Raw genomic sequence first — 19,544 nt, 5'->3', positions numbered from 1 at the left:
ACAGGCCCCTCGGGGGACGACGACGTTCCAGGGTACTCGACACAACGCGGATTTTTCTCATCGACCGATTCCGGCGCGGGTGAACGCCCCTCACTGATATGGTGGTCAAAAGAGAACCTTGGCCCCGAATGTTACTCGTGTTACTGTTGGGGCGAATGTGACGTTTGATGCGCTCGTGGCGTTCCCACCGACGACACGATTCACAACCACCGAGAGGCTGCCCGTGCTTTCCCAGCTCACCCGTACCGCGCGCCCGGCCCGGACCGAACGACCGGCCCGCCGCGTCCCCCGCGCGCTGTCCGCCGTCCTGACCGCAGTCGCCGTCTCCACAGGTACGGCCCTGGCCGCCGCGCCCGCAGCCCACTCCGCTCCCGCACCGGCACTCCCCGGCCTCCCGCCGCTGCCGATCGACAACCTCGGGCGCCCCACCCCCGAGCTGCTCCAGCAGATCGAGGACTTCGCAAACCGCCCGGAGGTCCCGGAGAACGTCAGCGGCATCCTCAAGCGCGTCGTCGGCTTCTTCCGTGGCGACGGTGAACCCGGTGTCGGCATCCCGGAGAACGGGCCCGGCTTCACCCAGTTCGGGTGGCCCACGCTGGCACAGAACTGCATCGGCGGCACGAGCAACGCCGTCGGCATGGCGATGGGCGTACCGGGCCCCGCCCCGTTGCCGCTTCCCGGTGTCCCCGCCGGCCACGTCTCCTTCGTCTTCACCGCGCTGGGCACCGGCACGGTCGCGGAGCAGCAGAACACCGGCATGCGCGTGCACTGGGTCAACATCAACAACGGCCGCGTCGGCCAGACCCCGCTGGGCTACGGCGGGATCAACCCGGAGGGCCCCGCCACGATCAACGGCCTGGCGGACACCGGCCCCGGGCACGTCCTGGCACTGCTGGAGGGTGGCGTCACCACCGACGAAGAAGGCACCCAGGGCAACTGCACCTTCCTGCCGACCGCCGGGATCTTCAACGTCCGGTAGTCCCCTGCACACCGCGGCCGACACGTTCCGATGAGCGACCTCCACCACCCCAAGACCGAGACCTTCGACATCGCGGGGAAGGTCAACACCGACCCCAAGGGGTTCCGCCGGCAGGTCGAGCGCTGGGCGCTGCGTGACGGCATGCTGTACATGGCACGCCCGGCCGACCACCCCCGCTTCGGCTACCTGGAGAGCTGGCTGATCCCCGACCTCGACCTCCGCGTGAACCGCTTCCACTTCCGGGACGGTCACGGCGGCAGGTTCCCCGGCCAGGACCTCTACGTCGACATCGCCCGCACCGAACCCGCCGACGGCCTCTGGCGCACCACAGACCTGTACGTGGACCTGGTCACCTACGCCGGCGGCCGGTGGGAGGTGCTCGACCTGGAGGAGCTCGGGGAGGCACTCACCGCCGGCTACATCGACGCCCCCACCGCCGCGCGGGCACTGGGGGCGTCCCAACAGCTCATCGACGGCATGCTCGGCGCCGGCGGGGTGGAACCCTGGCTGGCGTCCCGGGGGTTCCGCCTGTCCTGGGCCGACACCGTCGACTACGCGGCACCGGAGGACCTGTGACCCCCGTGCCTGCCCCCCCTTGCGCGACCGCTACGTGAACTTCCACTGACGCCGCAGGCCGTTACCAGCGTCCTGCCAGACCCCGGCCGTAGATTACTTGTCAGAGCCGCCGCAACGGTGGCCGACAGGCACAGAAGCGACCGGAAGGACACCTCGTATACGGCAGCTGAGCATTCTCCTCTTGAAACGTCAGCAGTTGACCCCCGACCCATTGGGCCGGGGGTTTACTGTGTGGTGCCCCGCCTGCCCTGCAGGGGGCACCGGACCCTCTGACCTCTACTTGAGGATCTGGCGGCCCATCACCATGCGGCAGATCTGGTTGGTGCCTTCGTAGATCTGGGTGATCTAGCCCCCTATACAGGTCAGTGAATCATCGCAGGTCATCGGCATCGCATGGCACGCATGACGGCGTCTGAATCGGACTACGCGCAGTCTGGTACGGGCAGAATACGGGCAACTCCCAACGCCGGATGCACCGCGAGCCCACCCGAGTCAACGGGCGGATCAAGGATGCCGACGTCTGCCAGATTCCGCGCAGACGATGATGAAGGCCCCACCGCCCGAAGGCGATGGGGCCCATTATCGGGGCCGCGTTAGGCAGATCCGACTACTCCAGGCGCTAGTGTCGGCTGGCACCGGGAGCCTTCCACAGAGCGCTTCCATGGGACTGGAGACGCTGTGCCGATACTACCGGAATCCGAACCACAGTGAGCGTTGTTCACCTTTGCCTGGCTGCCCTAGGTCGCACGGTACGTCGGCGTCGTCATACGGCAGCTCCTGCAGGGTAGGCGGTGTAACCCCGACAGTGTGCACCGGTACGCCCGGTGTCCAGTTCCACGTCCGGCATGTCGCATACACTCCATAATCTGCTGGTCACCGTCGCCCAGGATCGGGACGAGTTCAGGGTTGTTGGGTGAGGTTTATTTGCCCACACCACGGAGCAGTTAGGAATTAACGTATCGCGACACTAGCTCCGCCGCGAAGAAAACCGACGCTCGCTTCAAGATCGGCCGACTCAGTCAGTCCGGTCTTGCCCAAGTCCTTGTACTTACACACCCAGGTCCGCGGGAGCTCATTGTTGAGACCAAGATCGCTCGCTATACGGGTGATCGTCCCGATCGCGGTGTCCGAATCCACCTGGACATCCATGACGATCTCGACGGCACGAGCGTTGAGTTCGTCGGTGTATTCCACCGGCACGTGAGGATCTCCTTCTTCCAACTTGCCCTGCCTCCATTACCCCCGGAGCGATTCACCTCTTGGCACGGGCTTGTGGCATTCTTACCGCATGCCTTCATTGCAACCGACGTCCCCGATAAGATCCTCCCGGTCGCCAGTAGAGCTCCTTCGTCTCGCGGCATTCGCCTCCGAGCTCGGCGGAGGAAATCCGGCCGGCATTGTCCTCGATGCGTCCACACTCACCGAATCAGCGATGCAGCAGATCGCCTCCGACATCGGCTACTCCGAAACGGCATTCTTGATCCCCGCAAGCAACGAGACTGACGACCGAACGCTGCGTGTACGCTACTTCTCCCCCGAAGCGGAGGTGCCCTTCTGCGGTCATGCTACCGTCGCAGCGGCAGTCGCTCTCGCGCAGCAACGAGGAGTCGGCCCCTTCACGCTCGAGACTGCCGTGGGCCGAGTCATCGTCGACACATCTACAGCGGAGAGTATCACCTCTGGCGGAGGCCTGACTGACACTCCCGTCACAGCCTCTTTTACGAGCGTCGAACCGAGGATTCGCGACCTTGATAGTGACGTCGCGGACACCCTGCTCTCACTCCTGGGCCTGAGCCGCTCCGACCTGGACGAGCACTGGCCGCCGCACGAAGCATATGCCGGGAACTGGCATCCCATCATTGCCATCCGCACCCAGGAGGTCTTCGACACATTCTCCTTCGACCCCGACGCCATACGTGCATTAATGGATACGCAGGGATGGCCCGGAACGGTGACGATCGTCTGCCGTCAGGACTCTGATGACACTTCGCCCCTCTGTGTGGATGCGCGTAACCTCTTCCCGGTCGGCGATATCACCGAGGATCCCGCAACGGGATCAGCCGCGGCGGCATTCGGAGGATATCTTCGCGAGCTAGGAACAATTACGACTCCTCTTCAGATCATCGTCCGCCAGGGACGACATGTCGGTCGCCCCAGCCTGCTCCTCGTCAAAGTGCCGCCTGAGGGCGGTATCACAGTGTCAGGAACCGCGATTTCCCTCGACACCGCCTAACAGGTTGTGCTGGCCTGTAGGTGTGTTTTTGCCGTCGCCTCAGAGGATCGATGTGACTTAATTCGATCTCCCATCGATGTTTCAGAATCGTGTCGTACTATCACAAATAGACCGATTCAATAACACGATGGTCGACGAGAGCAGTAATCTTGAGTGTGCGGAAACCTGCAGTTATGAAGTAGATTCGTAATTACGGCGACTCAGGTTCACAATTGCCGTTGAAGAAGCACACGATGTCAACGCCCACAAAGGGGGAGTCCGGCTTCGCGCTGCGCGCACTCGGCACTCGGCACTCAATAACCTAGCATTTCAGGCAACGAATGCGAGCTATGCCAGGAAATCGAGATCGAGACTAGGTGTAGTTCCCCGTGAGGTTGTGAACACGCGGCGAGGGTGTCGAACCGCCGATCGCAGTAGGGGCTCGGTGATGATTTTAGTAGCACCTTTTACCGGAATCGTCTACCTGCCGGCATCTCTGTGCCGCAGGTCAGCGGCATACCATGGTGCGCCTGGCGGCGCCTCGAATGAGCGGAACGGAGCCCGCGGCCGGATGGATTCGGAATGACGCCGGCGGTCCTCTCGGGTCGCGAATCCGCATTTCGACCAGCCGAATTCCCTGTTACTCGATAGGCGTCGTCGTCGCCGAGCATTTCCTCAGAACTACAGACTAGAGCTGACCCGCACGAGAAAAGGCCCCCACCGTCCGTGTGACGGTGGGGGCTGTTGGGGAGCGGCCGCGGAGGGACTGTCGGCGCTCAACCCGGGCGGGTCTAGGGGCCCCGCCACGGACTGACGCTACCGCTCCGAGACTGTGGCCCGCTGGCCAATGCGGAAACTCCACCGAAAGCGCGGGGTCGAACTCTCATCGAGGAGGCCGGTTACTGATGGCCTCCGTCGTCGACCCACTGAGTGTCCTGCTTGCCAGGGAACATCCTGGACCACAGGCGCACACTCTCGTCAGGGTAGACCACATCGAACGTCAGCGACCGGTCGTCGGACAACCACACCCGGGCCTCATTCGAGCGTAGATGTCCGACACTGACGACCGGGACTTGCGCGCCCATGACAACCAGGTCGCCGTCGGGGATGATCCACTCGCCGTCAGGTACCTCGACCTCCACGACCAGCCCAACGTTGATCGCGATGCTCTCGAGGAGACCGGGAAGCTCTTCTTCGATGTGGTGGGAGGCTGGCCACCACACGAGCCGGAACGAGGCACTCGTCCGTGAGATGAGGTTTGTCACCGCTTCTGGCTTTCGGGTGAATCTGTTGGAGAGGTCGTTGAGCCACTGGGGTTTACGGATGTTTGCAGTCATGCTGCACCTCTGTACCGGCCCGTCCCCGGGCCATTGAGGACGATCGGCGATTCCGCTCGTCCTGATAGGTCCATCGTACGCTTGACATAGGTGACCTGCCGGGACCGTGGCGCACCCCCCGCCACGAATGACGCCACCTCACGTCGCCAGGTCATCGTGCAAGATCGGGGGAAGCCGAGGCCACGACCCGCGGTCCGGATGCAGCGTCCGCCAGTCATGCACATGCTGCACCAGGGCATGACGCTTCGACTGCTCCGCGCCCAGCTCCGACCGCAGGTCTAGCACCTGAGTCTGCAGCGTACTGACCTGTGACGAGAGGGTATCAACCCGATCCCACAGGGACTGGATCCGCTGACTGTCGGTCTGTACGGTCGTCGCCTTCGCCTCGACCCGGGCTTTCTGTATCGCACTCTGCGCGATGACCCGCTGCGCGAGGACGCCGAAAACACCGGTCACCAGGGCACCGAGCAGTCCCCACAGTCCTACCTCCAGGCTCATGACGCCACCTCCCCCTCGTCGTCGATGGCGGCGCGGGCGTAGTACGCCAGGGTCAGGCACGCCACCAGCAGGTACGTCAGCGCGGTGATGTAGCCCGCCTGGGACCATCCGGCGATCCAGGCGCCGAGGTAGAGCGTGCCCCACCCGGCGGGCAGGGCGGTGACCACGGCGACACCGAGGCCGAGGTGTCGGCGCCGTACCGCGCAGACCACCGCGAGCACGCCGACAGTGATCCACACCGCGGCCCAGACCGACAGCGGGGCGAATCGCTCCACCGTGGGTAGTCGGTCAGATTCTCGGACGACGGCGGGCAAGTAGAAAGCTCCGCGGATGATCGTCGCCAGGCCGATGACGCCGAGCACGACCCACCCCGACCGCAGGGCGGTGTAGCCGCGGGCGAGGAGGTAGTCGACCCGGCGCATCACAGGCTCCCTGGGTACCGCCCGGGTCCGGCGGGGTCAGGCTCCGGGGCCGCGGCGTCGTGGCGGCCGTAGGGCTCGTCGTACACCCTGCGGACCGCGTCCTGCACCCGGTCCGGCAGCGCATCCACCACCCCGGACAGAGCAGACTGCACCTGCTCGCCGATCTGCGACTGCAGGGCGGTGATCTGGGTCTGCAGCTCCGCACGGGCACGCTGCGACACCTCCAGGTCCTCATTCGTCGTTGTCGAGTCGGAGCCGGGGTGGGTCTTCGCGGCGGCCATCCACGCGATCGCGGTACCGAGGATCGGGGACGCGGCGATGCTGTCGATCTGTCCCTCCTCGATGAAGCCGAGGCCGGCGAGGGCCAGGAGCACCAGGCCGACGATGGCGTAGCAGGCCCGCCGGATGAACCAGGGCTGGGACCACTTCGTAGTGCGCTTCTGTTCGGTCATGACTGTGCCTTCCCTTCTGCGATGATGGCGCGGAGCTTGTCCTCGCCGACGATGGCGATCATCTCCGGCACAGTGCAGCCCCCGGTCTCCCGGAGCTTCGCCTTACCGGCGGTGATGATCGAGTCGATGTCCCAGCCGCCGTACGACGGCGTGCCGTCGGGTGTGCGGCCCGGGCCGGCGATCTGGTCCAGGACCAGCCGCAGCAGCGTGCGATCTTCAGGTGTCATCTCGTCCTCCTCGGACTGAGTCGTGATCTGGTCGTAGTGCTCCTGGGCGACGCGCATCCACCGGTCGTGGTACTTGCCGCCGTTGCGCAGGTGGTAGGGGCAGGCGGTGGCCCCGAATTCGCAGTGGTCGCGGATGTTCTTGCCGAACTGGGGCCTGCCGAGCTCGTGCTTGAGGCACAGTTCGGCGGCCAGCCGGGCGCCGGCGTCGATCGTCTTGGTCGAGATCGGCCAGTCCTGGGCCGGGCCCGCGGAGTTGGAGTGCTCGATGGCGATGGACACCGCGTTGGAGGCGTCGTCCGCGTTCGACCAGGCGGTGTCCTCGTCGCGGACGAGCTGGCCGACCTTGCCGTGCGGGTCCACGGCGTAGTGCGCGCTCGCCTTCCGGTCCTGCCACCAGTTCCAGCACTGCTGAGTGTCACCGATCCCGCCCATGTGGTGGCGGGTGATGTACTCGACCTTCCGGGACACGCCCTTCCAGACGCGCCCCGGGGTGTAGTGCTTGTTCAGCCAGATCGTATCGTCGACCCGCGGCAGACGGGCCAGGTCGACCGCCGGCGGCTTGGGCTTCGGGATCGCCCGGTGCCCCCACTCCCCGTGTAGGGCGTCGTTGATGTCGATCTGCACGCCGTCGGGCCCGCCGACGTTGTGCACGCGCTGGTACAGCACGGCGTAGTCGGCGCCGGTGTGCCCGCCGGACCAGGAGCGCGTGACCCACCCGAGGACCCGGCCCGGGGCCACCTGCGCGACGACGTCGTCCTCCATGGCCCAGTGGACGACGCGGGAGTGTCCGTAGATACCGACGCGATGCCGGCCGAGGACCTCCCCCGCCGCCCGGAAATACTCCACCGCGGTCGAGTTCCACTGCGCCAGGCTGATGTCGAAATCGCACGCGAAGAACACGGGGTGACCGCTCAGCCCGATCTGGTTGAGCTGCTTCTGTGCGGCTTCCGCATCCGCCCGTCCACCCGCGGCGCCGCGCATCACGTCCGACGCCGATGCGGTCCCGGCGCCGTACTGCCACACGACGGCGACCTGCAGCCCGGCGGACCGGTACTCGTCGACGCGGGCCTTCGTCAGCGGCTTCGCCTGCATCCAGCTCTCACGAGCCGGCGAGATGTACGCGACCACACCGTCGTGCCCGGCCGCCTTGATGGACGCGCCAGACGGGAATCTGGCGCTGAAATCGATGACGGTAGTCATCAGCATCACCCCTTTCAGGGCATGAGAAGTGACCCGGAAGGTCCAGGTCTAAGAAGTCGGGTCGGGGAAGGCGACGGCGTCGGTGAAGGTCACGACGCCGGAGCCATCCAGGGTGACGTCGCCGGAGACGTGGCGGACAGCGAGCATCGCGTGCCCCGACAGCCCCAGCTCAGCGACGGGCTCGCCGCCTGCACGGATCGTCAGGCGGGAGCTGCCGACACTGGTGCGAGTGGCGCGGACGATCAGCAACCACTCCCCGTCCGGCAGGCTCGCGGTGCGGTCTCCGACACCCGGGGTCAGCGGGATCGGCACCGGGTCCGCGGCACCGCCGAGCTTGCCGATCACCGGGCCGAGGACGAGATCACTCATCGCCGGTCACCTCCTCGATCGTGTGCAGCTCGCCGGTGTCGAGATTCAGGACAGTGTCCGTCGCGACCGCCCCGGCCGGGGCGACCCACTCGGTGAGCCCGTCCCAGATCCACATCGCCGGACGCGCCTGCACCTCCGCCCGCGTCGGACGCTCCGCCAGGGCAACATCCAGCCCCGTCACCTGACCGGTGGGGTGCTCATGCGCCGTCGGTGAGCGAGGGTCCGACAGGCGGGCATCATCCCCACGCACATACTGGGACATCACCTCGTCCCACCACGGCAGATCCGCCCGAGTGTGCTCATGGGCCGGCAGCACCTGCACCACCAGGCTTGCGGTACACACGGCCTCGACGTCCTTCGCGGTCCACTCCGCACCGATCGCCAGCGACGGGTGGGTATCCAGGTCCACCACCGTCGCGACCTGCCGGTGCGTCTCCGGGGTACCGGCGGGCACTGTCGCCAGGGTCACCGCCGTGCCATCCGGGCGCCGGCCCCGCAGCACCACCGACGAGCCACCACACCACTCCACGGTGACGTGCACCAGCCCCACCCAGCGGGGCGGGGTCAGCCACTCACCATCGAAATCCCATCCGGTCGGGGTCGTCGCTGCATCAGCGACTGCATTGGCCCACCCCGGTGCCGGGGGTACGACCTGCACGCTCGCCCCCGGCGCCGCCAGCGCCAGTGCTGGCACCCGGGGATCATCGCCGCTACCGGCCAGATCGCCGGTCATCGTGAGTAGGCCACGGGTCGTCTCCGACGCCGACGGGAGATCCCCCATCGCGATGTCCTCGGCCTGGGCCGCGGCCTGCCGGGCATCATCGCGGTAGCCACGGCCCTCCGTCGCCGACGACCGGGCCTCCCCAGCCGCGGTCTCCGCAGCCTGCCGATGACCGTCAGTCACCGCGGTGACCTCGACGACCGCATCCCCGACAGTCTGATCGGCAGTGGCCGCAGCCTCCTCGGCACGGGTCGCGGCCGCATCAGCGTTCGTCTCCGACGTCGCTGCGTTCGCCTCGGATGTCGCGGACGCCAGCCGATGACCATCAGCCGTCGTAGCGTGCTCACCGGCGGCCACGGAGTAGCCGCGGGCCGCCTCCTCATGACCAGCCGACGCGACCTGGGCTTTACCCGCCTCATCCTCGGACTCCGCGGCAGCCACCGCCGACGCCGACGCATCCCCCGCACTGTCCGCCGACGCACGAGCCTGACCAGCAGACCGATCAGCCTCCGCCCGGGCACGCTCCTCATGACCGGCCGAGTTGGTCTCCGACGTCGCCGCGGCCTTCTGCGAGACATCAGCCGCGCCGGCCGCCGACACCGAGTCGTCCCGCGCCGTGCTCACCGCGTCCAGATCCCCGTACAGTGCCTCCGCCTGCTCGGCGTACTGACGAGACTCCCGGGCGGCCGCCTCAGCACGAGCCACCACGATCGGCTCCCACTCCACCTGCTCACCGATCAGGTCAGCCAGATTCCACCGCTCCCCGTCATCCGGGATGCCGATCTCCCACTGCTGACCATGGGACACCCCACCCTCCAGCATCACGATCACCGGGCCCGGGTCCAGCTCCTCGGTCTCGAAATGCCCGCCGGAGTCCTCCATCGGGATCCGCGCCAGCTCCACCAGCGTCAGCGCGTCGGAGTGCATCGCCGGGCGAGCCTGCGTCGCCGAGATCACCACCGCCGTACCCTGCTGGTCGAAGGCCGTCCCCATGACATCCTGCAGATGTCCGTACAGCACCGTCATTGGCCTGCCTCGCTCTCTGTCTCGTCGGGCACCGTCTCGTCGCCGCGATTCTCCGTGTCCGTGGAGTGCCGGATCGCGGCCATCATCGAGTAGCGCGTACCGCCGTCCCACCAGCGCCACGCCCCGGTCCACGTCTCCGCCTCCACCGTGCAACCCGGCTCGTCGACGACGACCGGGAAAACCGCGAGGATGGTGGCGGGGCCGCGCACGTGATTCACGATTCCGGTGTCCATGAAAGTGCTCACATTATCGGTGGTCTGATGGTAGAGATCTCCGTTAGGCCTGCGAACCCGGGTCGTCATACTAATTTCCGCACTGCCGGTAAAACCGGTCCCCCGGGCATGCGCTTTCACCAGGATCAGCCACGCGCCTGCACCGTCGAGCGACAGTCTGCCATCTTCGGTGATGTGGGTATTTTTCGCCGGGCCGAGCTGCTTATCGAACGGCATTCGTCGGGTACTATTCAGCGACCACTGCGCGTTAATATTTTTCGACATATACGAGAATCCGTAGCCGCTGATTCCGAATAAAAGGTCAATTCGATCATTCAAGTCCAGCTGACCATTACGGAACTCCTCGCCCGCCTCCTCCGCGGGGGCGAACGGGCCGCCGGTGAGGATCCCGCGCAGGCCATTCATCAGACCCTCGGCGATCCCGCCGACGGTGTCCTGCATCGACCCCGCCAGACCACCACCCAGATCCCCGCCGGCACGAGACAGCGCGCCGATGTCCTGCGGTGAGCCGTCCCACGCGGGCTGATACTGGTCCGGTGAGATACCCATCTCAGTCCTCCTCGTCCATCGACGCCAGGTCGGCGCGCAGCGCCGCCCGCTGCTCCGGGGTCAGCGCATGGACGTCCACCGTCGGGGCAGCGACCGGCTCCCGCTCCTCTAGCGCACCGATCCACCGGCCGTCCTCATGAGGCGACCCGGACCCGCCGAGCGCGTCATACCGCAGCTGCGGACCGAGACGCACCGTCCACCGGTACTGACCCCGCGGCAGCGTCCCGACCATCCGCCCGGTCCGCGGACACAGACTGATTCCTGGGGGCAGCTGCTCCGACCACGCCGCGGTGTACTCCGACCCCGGCACGACCTCGTCGATCTCCCGGTCGTCCTTCCAGTCCCGGAAGTACTCCACCGATGTCGGCGCGACGTCGTAGAGTTTCGCCCCGCACATGTCGAAGATGTGCGTCGCGAGCTCGTTCATCATCTCTGGGGTGAACTTCATCCCCAGCGGATGGAGGAACAGCGGGGCAAGCGGATGCACCCCCTCAGGAGGCTCATTCTCGAACATGAACTGCATCTGACGATTCGTCACAGTGACATTCCTCCTGAGGGTTACGGTATGGCTGTCTTCACCCGATCAATGGCCGACGACAAGGTCTTCACGCTGCGCTCCAGCGACCGGGCCGGGTCCTCGCGTAGCCGCGGATCACCCAGACCGAGAGACACGTCGTCCCCGTCCGGAGTGACGGTCACGTCCCACTCGGCGACGTAAGTGGCGAAGACGATGTCGTGGGAGATGACGCCCGCTTGGTCGCCGGCGAGGTAGTCCCGGCCGAGGACGTACGGCTGTCCGTCCCCGACGGTGAATTCGGTGCCGATGGATCCCTGCGTGGACTGCAGGCCGGTGAAGCCCGCCTGCAGACTCGATAGGCTGAATCCGTCGCCAGGGGTGACGATGCCACGGTAGCGGTACGGCCCGTGTGCGGCCGCCCGCGCAGCGCTGCTGTACTGCGCCCACGCGAATAGTTTGTCCTTGAGCAGCTCGCCCTGGACGTGCCCGAGGAAGGCACCGGCCGCGACAGCGAGCGGCGCCAGCGGTGGGAAGAGCATGCCGACGCCGGCACCGATCCCCTGCCACAGGGCATTACTACCTGCGGCGATAAGGCTATTGACGATCTGCGGCGATCGCCCGCCGACGATCACATGCGAGTCGGTCGACTTCCGGACGATCAGCCGGTGCTCCGTGCCATGCATGTGGTCCGCCGACCACACACACCACGCGTGCGGATTCTCACCGTTGAACCACTCGTCGTCGAGGACGAGCGCCTTGGTCGTCTGGTCGCCGGAGATCGTCGCCCGGATGCCGCGGATGATGTCCGTCGGCCGGCCCGTCGACGACGAGTCGAAGGCACGGGGCTTCACGTCGATCCAGATCGTCGGCTTCGTCAGCGTGACATGCGACGGTGCGGGCTGCTCATCGCCGGGCAGCCACAGGTCCAGGGTGACCAGCAGGCCCGCAGCGTCCAGTGTGGAGGCGAAGGTCTCGCCGGCCATGTTGAAACGCGAGTCCAGGACGGTCCATTCGGTGGTCAGGGACTCGTGGATCGGATTGACCATGATCGGCCAATCCTGCTCGCGGATCTTCGCCCACGTCGACGGGGACCACATGTCCCACGACCCCAGCACCGACCGCTGAAACTGGCCGGCAAGGTTCGCCTGCATGAACCCCTTGACCACCCGCAGCGAGTCGCCAAATCGGATGTCGGCGTACTTGAGCTGGACGGCCAGCGCACTACCCGGATTCGCCCACAGGGGCAGGTGATTCAGGTGCTCCCACAGGCCCTCACCCAGCACTGTCACCGATGAGACGGTGTCGGTCTGGATCAGCTCCAGCTCCGCCAGACGGTACGTCACCCGGTAGTGCGCGGTCTCCACGATGATCCAGTACCACTGCGTCAGCAGCGCATTCGGGTCGGTCGCGCCGTCCCCGTCAGCTATGAGCAGCGTCGGTACAGCCGGGTGGTCGCCAGGCAGGGTGAGCTCGATGGATCCGGCAGCGTTGGCCTTGTCGCCGTAGGACCCCTGCAGGAACCCCGACAGGGAGCACACCGGCGTCATGTGATTGTCAGCCAGCCAGATCGTCCGGGCGCCGAGTGCGTGCTCCGCTCGACGAGCAGCCTGCCACGACTCCCAATCGAAATCCGCGGCCTGCAGGATCTCCGTGCCGGAGAGGACACCTGCCGTCATGTCACCACCTCCACATGTGCGAATGCCGTGAGGTCAGACGCCCCACGCACCCGTCGAAGGTCCATCGGGTGGTGGAGTGGGCGCTCACGGGTAGGGGGAAGAGACGGCCGCGCATGCCGCGCCACAAGTCGGGGGCATCCACCCCGTCGACCGTGACACGGGACGCGAAAGCCGGGTCGGTCTCCAGGACCGCGGTGCGCCCGCCCGTATCCGGCAGGATGACCTTCCCGATGCCCGGGGCAGTGACCGACGCGCCAGCGCCCGACCACTCCACAACCGGCCACGAGTCGAGGTCGCCCGTATTGCTGAGCGTCGACACCCCACGGTGGGTGATCGTCTCGCCGTGCCAGCAGCCCTGATACGACGTCACGTCGAAATCGATGTCCAGCCACGGCATCCGGACCGAATCCGGCGCCTGCTCCGGGTCCACCGGCTCCGACGTCCGCACGATCGGGCACGTCAACGTCCCCCGACCGGGGTGTGTCACCCGCAACGTCGACGCCACCAGCGGGGTCACCCCTCGGATGAGCATGTAGAACGACTCTCGCAGGTCAACGCCGCCCTCACTGTGTAGACGCAGCGACCACGACGCCTCCATCTGCCCTGCCTTCCATGACATCGGAGACACCCCGACCTGGGAAGTCGTCTGCCGGGCAGTCACCTGGATAGGTGACGCCAGGCCCACCGGGCCCATCAGGGACACGCCCTTCCGGCCCGGCGCCGTGTCAGACAGCGCCCACTGAATCCCCCACCTGTCGGTCAGGGAGATCTGCATCGGCTCCGCCACCGGCCATCACCTCCTAGCTCAGAAGCGTCACGCCGGCATCCACTGCGCGACGTGCGGTTTTCATCTTCCGGATGTCCTTCTCGTTGACCTCCACCCGGCCCTCGACAGCGTCGACGCGCTTCTCGAGGATCTTCTCCCCGTCAAGGTTGATCACCAATGTGATCTCCCCGGCTTCGGACTGGCCGTCCTCTGAGGACGGTGCGTCGACCTCAGGGGCGGCGATCACCGGTGCCGCCATGTCCGGAGTGGACATGTCGGCGACATGGGACAGGTCCTCCGCGGCGTCCTTCATGGAGTCCGAGGAATCCACGAAATCCTCCATCGCACGGTCCGTGAAGACATGCTCGGGGGATCCGGACAGATTCACGGCCAGGGCGCCATCCGGGATGGTGCCGCCGTTGTCATACAGTCCGGCCTCGGCGACGAGTTCCTCGGCGCGGCCCATCTTCGTGGCGTACCGGTCGGGGAAAGCACTGACCTGCACACCCTGCGCCACCGCACCGGGGTCCATCGACTCCCAATCCGGGAATTTCTGCAGCATCGCATCGAAGAACAGGCCCGCACTCTCGTACGGATCCATCCTCTGCGCAACGGTGCCCCACGCGCCGTTGTCCCGCTGCTGGAACAAGCCGACAGAATCGTGATCCGAACCGACCGCGTCGTGCGGGTAGTTCAGCGACTCCGGGACCGCGTGGTTCGCCCACATCTGCAGCGGGTCGCCCGCCTCCACCAGAGCAGTTGCGACGCCGATCCTCGCCCCGGACGCCGGCAGACCATGGTCCAGGGCCGACTGCACGATGCCGTACACGTATCCCTCGGGTCCGCCCTCCGGCGTCTTGTGCCGGTCCGGGTCAATCTCATCGAGATCCACCACCAGCGACTCTGACTGCCCTGCGACCGTCGGCACAGGATTCGCCACGTAGTCGTCCGGCATCTCAGCGGTCACTGAGATGTCATCCGAGGTCGAGGAGGACACATCCTCCATGACCACACCGGCGCCCGAAACATCGGCAGATGAGGTCGATGTCTCCGTCGCCGGGGACTCCGTGTCACCGCCCTGGTCCTTGGTGTACCAGTCCGGCAGCGGCGCAAGCTCATCCGCCGGGGTGGTGAGCAGCTTCTTCGTCAGGCTGTCGCCCATCCCGAAGAAGTCGAACACCGCGTCCGTGGCGTGCTCCAGGGCAGACTTGTCGCCCATCTCCTGGGCGAACACGTGCTGGGCGACCTGGGTGCCGCCCTGCACAGCCTCCTGCGGAGTGGAGCCGCCCTCGGTCGGGTTCCGCAGGATCTTCTCCGCCTCCGCCACCGGGGCGTACCCGACGCCGAAGTTGTCGATCATGGCCTTGATGGCCTCGACCTGCTCCCAGTTCAGCACGGCCTCTGGCCGGCCGGTCTCATTCCGGACAATGGACAGCCCGTTCGGGATCCAACCGCCCTGGTCACGGAACAGGCCACCGACCTTGTCGCCGACCCATCCCACGCCACTCTTGCCCCACTCAAAGAGCGTCGAGCCCATCTCCTTGGCAACGTCGTAGGTCTTCCCCACGAGGTTGCCCAGATCCTCGATCCTGTCGAAGACGAAGTCGACGATCTTGTCCTTCGACGAGGACATTGCATTCGGGGGGATCCCCAGCCACTCCGGCGGCGGCTCTCCGATCGCAGACGCGAACATGTCCTTGATCGGGCCCAGGATCTCCTCGAAGATGCCCTTCACCTTGTCGCGAAGGAAACCCTTCTTCTGCTCCGGCGATGGCCCGCCAGCTGCTTCGAAGTCACCGTCAGCACCGATGGCCAGGTGGTACTGGGAGTTGAACTGGCTGTGGTCAGCGCCTGCAGCGTCCCCGGCTCCGTACTTCACACGGGAGTTCGCGCCGCCGGACTCGACGTTGACCGCCGAGTACTTGCCCGCAGCTGACAGGGTGCCGGCGGTGTGGCCGTTCTGCCCGCCGGACGCCGGTCCACCGGACATGCCGATCGACATGCCCTGGCCCAGGCCAGCGACCCACGGCTGACCAGCTGCATCGACCGTCTGCCCCTGACTGGCAGGGAAAGCGACCGTCGTCCAGTGCGCCGAGTCGTCGCCGTTGAGGATCACCCCGGCGAGCGCGGACATGTAGCCGGAGCAGTCCGCGCCCGCGGGGAACTGGTTACCCGCGAGGTACGGCTTGTTGTCCTGCTTCTTTGCCCACTCGTGACCGCGTGCGACCTTGTCCTCCCATGCGGGCCGGATCTCGCCACCGTCCTTGTACGCAGGCAGGACAGGCACCATCGGCCCGTTGTCCGCCTGGTCGGTACCGGAGACGAAGATCCCGCCGTCGGCGGAGACCGTGAAGGTCTTCCCGTCGTCGATCAGAGCGCGCATCGTGTACACGGCCTGCTGTCCGCCGAGTGCTTCGACCTCCTTGGCGGTGAGCATGTGCTCGCCGTTGGAGCCCCACATCAGCACGTCGTCTGACGTGCCGGTGCCGGGGCCGCGGATAGCACCACCAGTCGCGTGCTCGGGGATTCCGCTCAGCTCGTCAGCCTTATTTAGGCCGGGGATGAAACCAGCGATCGTGTTCCAGGCCTTCAGGATTCCGCCGTTGTACACGGTGTTGATCATGAAGTTGATCGGCTTCGCGAGAATGCCGCGCAGCTTCTCCCACACACCCTTGATCCCGTCGACGACGGTGCCGAAGAAATCCTTGACCTTCTGCAGGCCATTCTTCAGAGCATCGAACGCCGGGGAAATCACCGAATCGTAGATGATCCGGATTCCGTTACCCATATCATCCCACCGGTCCTGGATGAAACCGATGACCGGGGACACGACATTGTCCCACAACGCCTGCAGCGCGTTACCGACTGCATCCCACGCAGGCTTGATGATGTTGTCCCATGCCGCCTGGATAGCGTTCGAGAGGTTGTCCCACCCCTGCTTGATGAAGCCGAAGACCGGCTTGAGCACGGTGTTCCATAACCACTGTCCAGCAGCCGCGAGGGCATCCCACGCAGGCTTGATCAGCCCATTCCACGCAGCCTGGATTCCCGTAGACATTGCCTGCCATGCCAGGAGCAGCGGAGCGAGAATTACTGTCCCGATAATCCCGATCGTTGTGGAAGCGACCGTCCATATCGCATCAAATACGGGTTTCAGAAACGAATTCCAGGCGGTCTGAATTCCCTGCCATAGCGTGTCCCATCCGGACTTGATCCCCTCCCAGACGGACGAGATGACCCCACCGAGCCACTCGAACACGGGCGTGAACGTGTCCTTCAGCCACTCCCACGCGCCCTTGAGGACATCCATGAATCCTGACCAGATTCGCTGTCCGGTCTCTGTCTGGGTGAAGAACCACACGAGGCCGGCAACGAGGCCGGCAACAGCGGTGGCGATCAGGCCGATGACGTTGGCCTTCATCGCCGCGTTCATCGCCTTGATGCCGCCCGTGGACAGGGCTGTGGCCGTAGCGAAGGCCTTCTGCCCGAGGGTGATCGCAGCGACCGCTCCCCGCCAGGTGACGAAGGCTGCGGCCGCGACGCCGACGCCGACAGCGAGCCCCTTCACGAGGCCCTCGTTGTCCTCGATCCAGCCCATGAAATCCTCGAGCTTCTGGGCTCCGGTCTCGATCGCCGGGATCAGCGCGTCGACGAGCTGCGACGCGATCGGCTGCAGCGCAGTCTCCCCCTTCTGCTTGAGCAGCTGGAAAGACTCGCCCATCGTCCGGGTCTCCTCGGACACCCCAAGGATCGTGTCAGTGGTCGCACCGGTGGCTGCCATGAAGTCGTCGACCGAGAGTGTGCCGCTCTTCACCGCGTCGACGAACTGAGCAGCACCACGGGTGCCGAACAGGTCCGTCGCCAGGTTCATCGCGGCGGCCTCATCACCGGACTCGATGAAGCTGTCGATCTCGGTGATGGTTTCCTTCAGCGCTTCCGGAGCATCCCTACCCTCTTCAGCGAAGGTCGACATCGCCCGCGACAGTCGGTTGAGCGTCCCGTCGGCGTCGATACCGGCCTTGTCCATCTGTCCGACCAGCGCAGCGGAGTCCTGCATGGAGAACCCGAATCCGCGCAGCTGGGGGCCGGACTTTGCCGCCGAGTTCGCCAGCTCAGTGATCGACAGACCGGTGGCCTGGGACACCTGGAACAGCTCGTCCAAGGCATCCGGCATGTCCTTGGCTTCGATCCCGAACCCATTCATCGCCTGCGACACGGCGTTGATGTCCGCATCAACGCCCATATTCGACAGGGCGACCATCTGCCCGGTCATCGTCTCCAGCGGCTCGTCCGTCAGCCCCAGCCTGGTGTTCAGGTCGGCGAGGGTCTCGGAGATCTGGGCCATGCCGCCGTCCATCGCCGGCACGGTCTCCATCACGGACAGGGCGGAGTCCTTCAGTCCCTCGAATGCCTCACCAGTGGCACCGGTACCAGTGCGGATCGTGCGGAAAGCCTCGTCGAAATCCGTGCCCAGCTTCACCAGCGCACCGGTAGCGCCCAGGGCCATACCGCCGATAGCCAGCGCCGCACCGTCCAGCGCCTTGCTGAACTTCTTCGACCGGTCCTCGGCCTCCTCCATCGCCCGGGCCTGCTCAGCAATCCCCGACGAGGCGTCCGCCGTAGCGGTCTCCAGCTCCCCCTGCGCCTTCTCCAGGTCAGCGGTCGCCTTCTCCGCGGCACCGTCAGCGCGAGCCTGGTCACGCCGCGCCTTCTCCAGGTCGTTGGCCGCCTTGATACCCTTCGCTGATCCGGCTTCGTGCTTCTCCAGCACCTCGGCGAGCCGCTGCTCCATCAGGGCAGTCTTCTCGGCCGCATCAGTAGCCTTGTCACGGGCGGCGACCTGAGCCTTAGACGCAGAGTCGACAGCCTTCGACGCCTTCTTGACGCCGTCTTCCATCGACTTAGCGATAGCACCCGACGACTTCTTCGCCGCCTTTTCAGACGGGCCCACCAGAGCCTTGTTCAGCTGGCCCGTCACACCCTTCAGTGAGACCGTGACCGGCAGGACAGCATATCCAGACGCCTCAGCCATCGGGCACCTCCTACGTCTTCTTTCGCAGCCCCATCAGGTAATTCACTGCGGCCTCTTCGTCGCCGGCGTCGACCCGGCCGGTACGCTTCGTCTTGCCGTCGTCGTCCCACGGGGTGCTCTGCTTCTTCGGCATCTGGGGCTTCTTCTTCACGCCCTGGGCGCCGAGTACGATCTCGACGCGCTGCAGGAGGTAGGCAACGTGCCACAGCAGTGAGTGCTCCATCGTCCACAGGCGACCGTCGTTCATCTCCCGGTGCAGGGCCGACCCCTCGGGCAGCCCGCGGATCAGGACCATCAGCCTTCGGGTCGTGACCTCGCCACGCCAGTAGTCGGCGACGATGTCACGACCGTAGTGGGCGTCGAGGGACGCCTCTACCGCCTCCGGGTGTTCCGCGAGGACCGCTGGGTAGGGTTCCGGCGGACCTCCTTGTTGTGCTCACTCAGCGCCATGTTCAGCGCCTCGAACGGGTCGAAATCAACCTCATCGCACATCTCACGGAAAGCGTCGGCCTGGTCCCCGAGGTACTGCTCGATGACGGCGTCCTCGCCCTCAAAAGGCGTCAGTACCTCGTCCTCGACGTCTGCCTGGATCTCGGCGAGACGCTCCCGGTGGGAACGGGGCGCGAGCTCCTGGGCGACGATCCAGAACTCCCGGTCGTCGAACCGGGCACGGAACTTGTGCTCCGAGCCGACAGCCTCACGACGCTTCTCCAGCATCTTCTTGATATCAACATCGGCCATGGCAGGTCTCC

18 protein-coding genes are annotated in these 19,544 nt (G+C 65.9%); 3 read left to right on the top strand and 15 right to left on the bottom strand.

Features of this window, described 5'->3' with window-relative positions:
• The first annotated feature begins 223 nt into the window (after positions 1 to 223).
• Together MUN33_RS11300 and MUN33_RS11295 are read left to right on the top strand one after the other, a co-directional pair.
• Positions 224 to 979, top strand: coding sequence for an Rv1157c family protein (locus tag MUN33_RS11300; protein WP_244805019.1), 756 nt, complete (start codon positions 224 to 226; stop codon positions 977 to 979).
• Positions 980 to 1,009: 30 nt separating this feature from the next.
• The gene (locus MUN33_RS11295; RefSeq protein ID WP_244805018.1) at positions 1,010 to 1,555 is read left to right on the top strand and encodes a ribonuclease FAU-1 family protein; all 546 of its coding nucleotides are present in this window, start codon (positions 1,010 to 1,012) and stop codon (positions 1,553 to 1,555) included.
• A 951-nt stretch (positions 1,556 to 2,506) separates the two neighbouring features.
• Here MUN33_RS11295 and MUN33_RS11290 read toward each other — a convergent pair.
• Positions 2,507 to 2,755: a hypothetical protein gene (locus tag MUN33_RS11290; protein WP_244805017.1), complete on the bottom strand. Its 249-nt coding sequence runs from the start codon at positions 2,753 to 2,755 to the stop codon at positions 2,507 to 2,509.
• An 88-nt stretch (positions 2,756 to 2,843) separates the two neighbouring features.
• Here MUN33_RS11290 and MUN33_RS11285 point away from each other — a divergent pair, with 88 nt between their 5' ends.
• A complete protein-coding gene (locus MUN33_RS11285) occupies positions 2,844 to 3,788 on the top strand; it encodes a PhzF family phenazine biosynthesis protein (RefSeq protein WP_244805016.1) in 945 nt (314 codons plus the stop codon).
• An 878-nt stretch (positions 3,789 to 4,666) separates the two neighbouring features.
• Here MUN33_RS11285 and MUN33_RS11280 read toward each other — a convergent pair.
• The 14 genes from MUN33_RS11280 to MUN33_RS11215 all read right to left on the bottom strand — a co-directional run bounded on the left by MUN33_RS11280 (position 4,667) and on the right by MUN33_RS11215 (position 19,533).
• Positions 4,667 to 5,104, bottom strand: coding sequence for a DUF5994 family protein (locus MUN33_RS11280; RefSeq protein WP_244805015.1), 438 nt, complete (start codon positions 5,102 to 5,104; stop codon positions 4,667 to 4,669).
• A 138-nt stretch (positions 5,105 to 5,242) separates the two neighbouring features.
• Positions 5,243 to 5,602: a hypothetical protein gene (locus MUN33_RS11275; protein ID WP_244805014.1), complete on the bottom strand. Its 360-nt coding sequence runs from the start codon at positions 5,600 to 5,602 to the stop codon at positions 5,243 to 5,245.
• A complete protein-coding gene (locus MUN33_RS11270) occupies positions 5,599 to 6,024 on the bottom strand; it encodes a hypothetical protein (protein WP_244805013.1) in 426 nt (141 codons plus the stop codon). Before MUN33_RS11270 ends, MUN33_RS11275 begins: the two co-directional genes overlap by 4 nt.
• Entirely contained in the window at positions 6,024 to 6,476 is a 453-nt protein-coding gene (locus tag MUN33_RS11265; RefSeq protein WP_244805012.1) for a hypothetical protein, read from the bottom strand. Before MUN33_RS11265 ends, MUN33_RS11270 begins: the two co-directional genes overlap by 1 nt.
• Positions 6,473 to 7,903 (bottom strand): glycoside hydrolase domain-containing protein, encoded by a 1,431-nt coding sequence (locus tag MUN33_RS11260; RefSeq protein ID WP_244805011.1) that lies wholly within the window; start codon positions 7,901 to 7,903, stop codon positions 6,473 to 6,475. Before MUN33_RS11260 ends, MUN33_RS11265 begins: the two co-directional genes overlap by 4 nt.
• Positions 7,904 to 7,951: 48 nt before the next feature.
• Entirely contained in the window at positions 7,952 to 8,272 is a 321-nt protein-coding gene (locus MUN33_RS11255) for a hypothetical protein (protein WP_244805010.1), read from the bottom strand.
• Positions 8,265 to 10,019 (bottom strand): hypothetical protein, encoded by a 1,755-nt coding sequence (locus MUN33_RS11250; protein ID WP_244805009.1) that lies wholly within the window; start codon positions 10,017 to 10,019, stop codon positions 8,265 to 8,267. Before MUN33_RS11250 ends, MUN33_RS11255 begins: the two co-directional genes overlap by 8 nt.
• On the bottom strand, positions 10,016 to 10,801 hold the full coding sequence (locus tag MUN33_RS11245) for a hypothetical protein (RefSeq protein ID WP_244805008.1): 786 nt from the start codon (positions 10,799 to 10,801) through the stop codon (positions 10,016 to 10,018). The genes MUN33_RS11250 and MUN33_RS11245 overlap by 4 nt, the downstream gene beginning before the upstream one ends.
• 1 nt (position 10,802) lies before the next feature.
• Positions 10,803 to 11,339 (bottom strand): hypothetical protein, encoded by a 537-nt coding sequence (locus tag MUN33_RS11240; RefSeq protein ID WP_244805007.1) that lies wholly within the window; start codon positions 11,337 to 11,339, stop codon positions 10,803 to 10,805.
• Between the two features lie 20 nt (positions 11,340 to 11,359).
• A complete protein-coding gene (locus MUN33_RS11235; protein ID WP_244805006.1) occupies positions 11,360 to 12,994 on the bottom strand; it encodes a Gp37-like protein in 1,635 nt (544 codons plus the stop codon).
• A gap of 1 nt (position 12,995) precedes the next feature.
• Positions 12,996 to 13,613, bottom strand: a complete 618-nt coding sequence (locus tag MUN33_RS11230; protein WP_244805005.1) for a hypothetical protein — start codon at positions 13,611 to 13,613, stop codon at positions 12,996 to 12,998.
• Positions 13,614 to 13,794: 181 nt separating this feature from the next.
• Positions 13,795 to 18,792 (bottom strand): phage tail tape measure protein, encoded by a 4,998-nt coding sequence (locus MUN33_RS11225; protein WP_244805004.1) that lies wholly within the window; start codon positions 18,790 to 18,792, stop codon positions 13,795 to 13,797.
• A 10-nt stretch (positions 18,793 to 18,802) separates the two neighbouring features.
• On the bottom strand, positions 18,803 to 19,087 hold the full coding sequence (locus tag MUN33_RS11220) for a hypothetical protein (protein ID WP_244805003.1): 285 nt from the start codon (positions 19,085 to 19,087) through the stop codon (positions 18,803 to 18,805).
• Between the two features lie 77 nt (positions 19,088 to 19,164).
• Positions 19,165 to 19,533 (bottom strand): hypothetical protein, encoded by a 369-nt coding sequence (locus tag MUN33_RS11215; protein ID WP_244805002.1) that lies wholly within the window; start codon positions 19,531 to 19,533, stop codon positions 19,165 to 19,167.
• Positions 19,534 to 19,544 lie beyond the last annotated feature (11 nt).

The organism is Corynebacterium kalidii, from assembly GCF_022869005.1.
Taxonomy (GTDB): Bacteria; Actinomycetota; Actinomycetes; order Mycobacteriales; family Mycobacteriaceae; genus Corynebacterium; species Corynebacterium kalidii.
The sequence above is the reverse complement of the archived record's forward strand: the minus strand, read 5'-3'. Positions and strand labels throughout refer to the sequence as shown.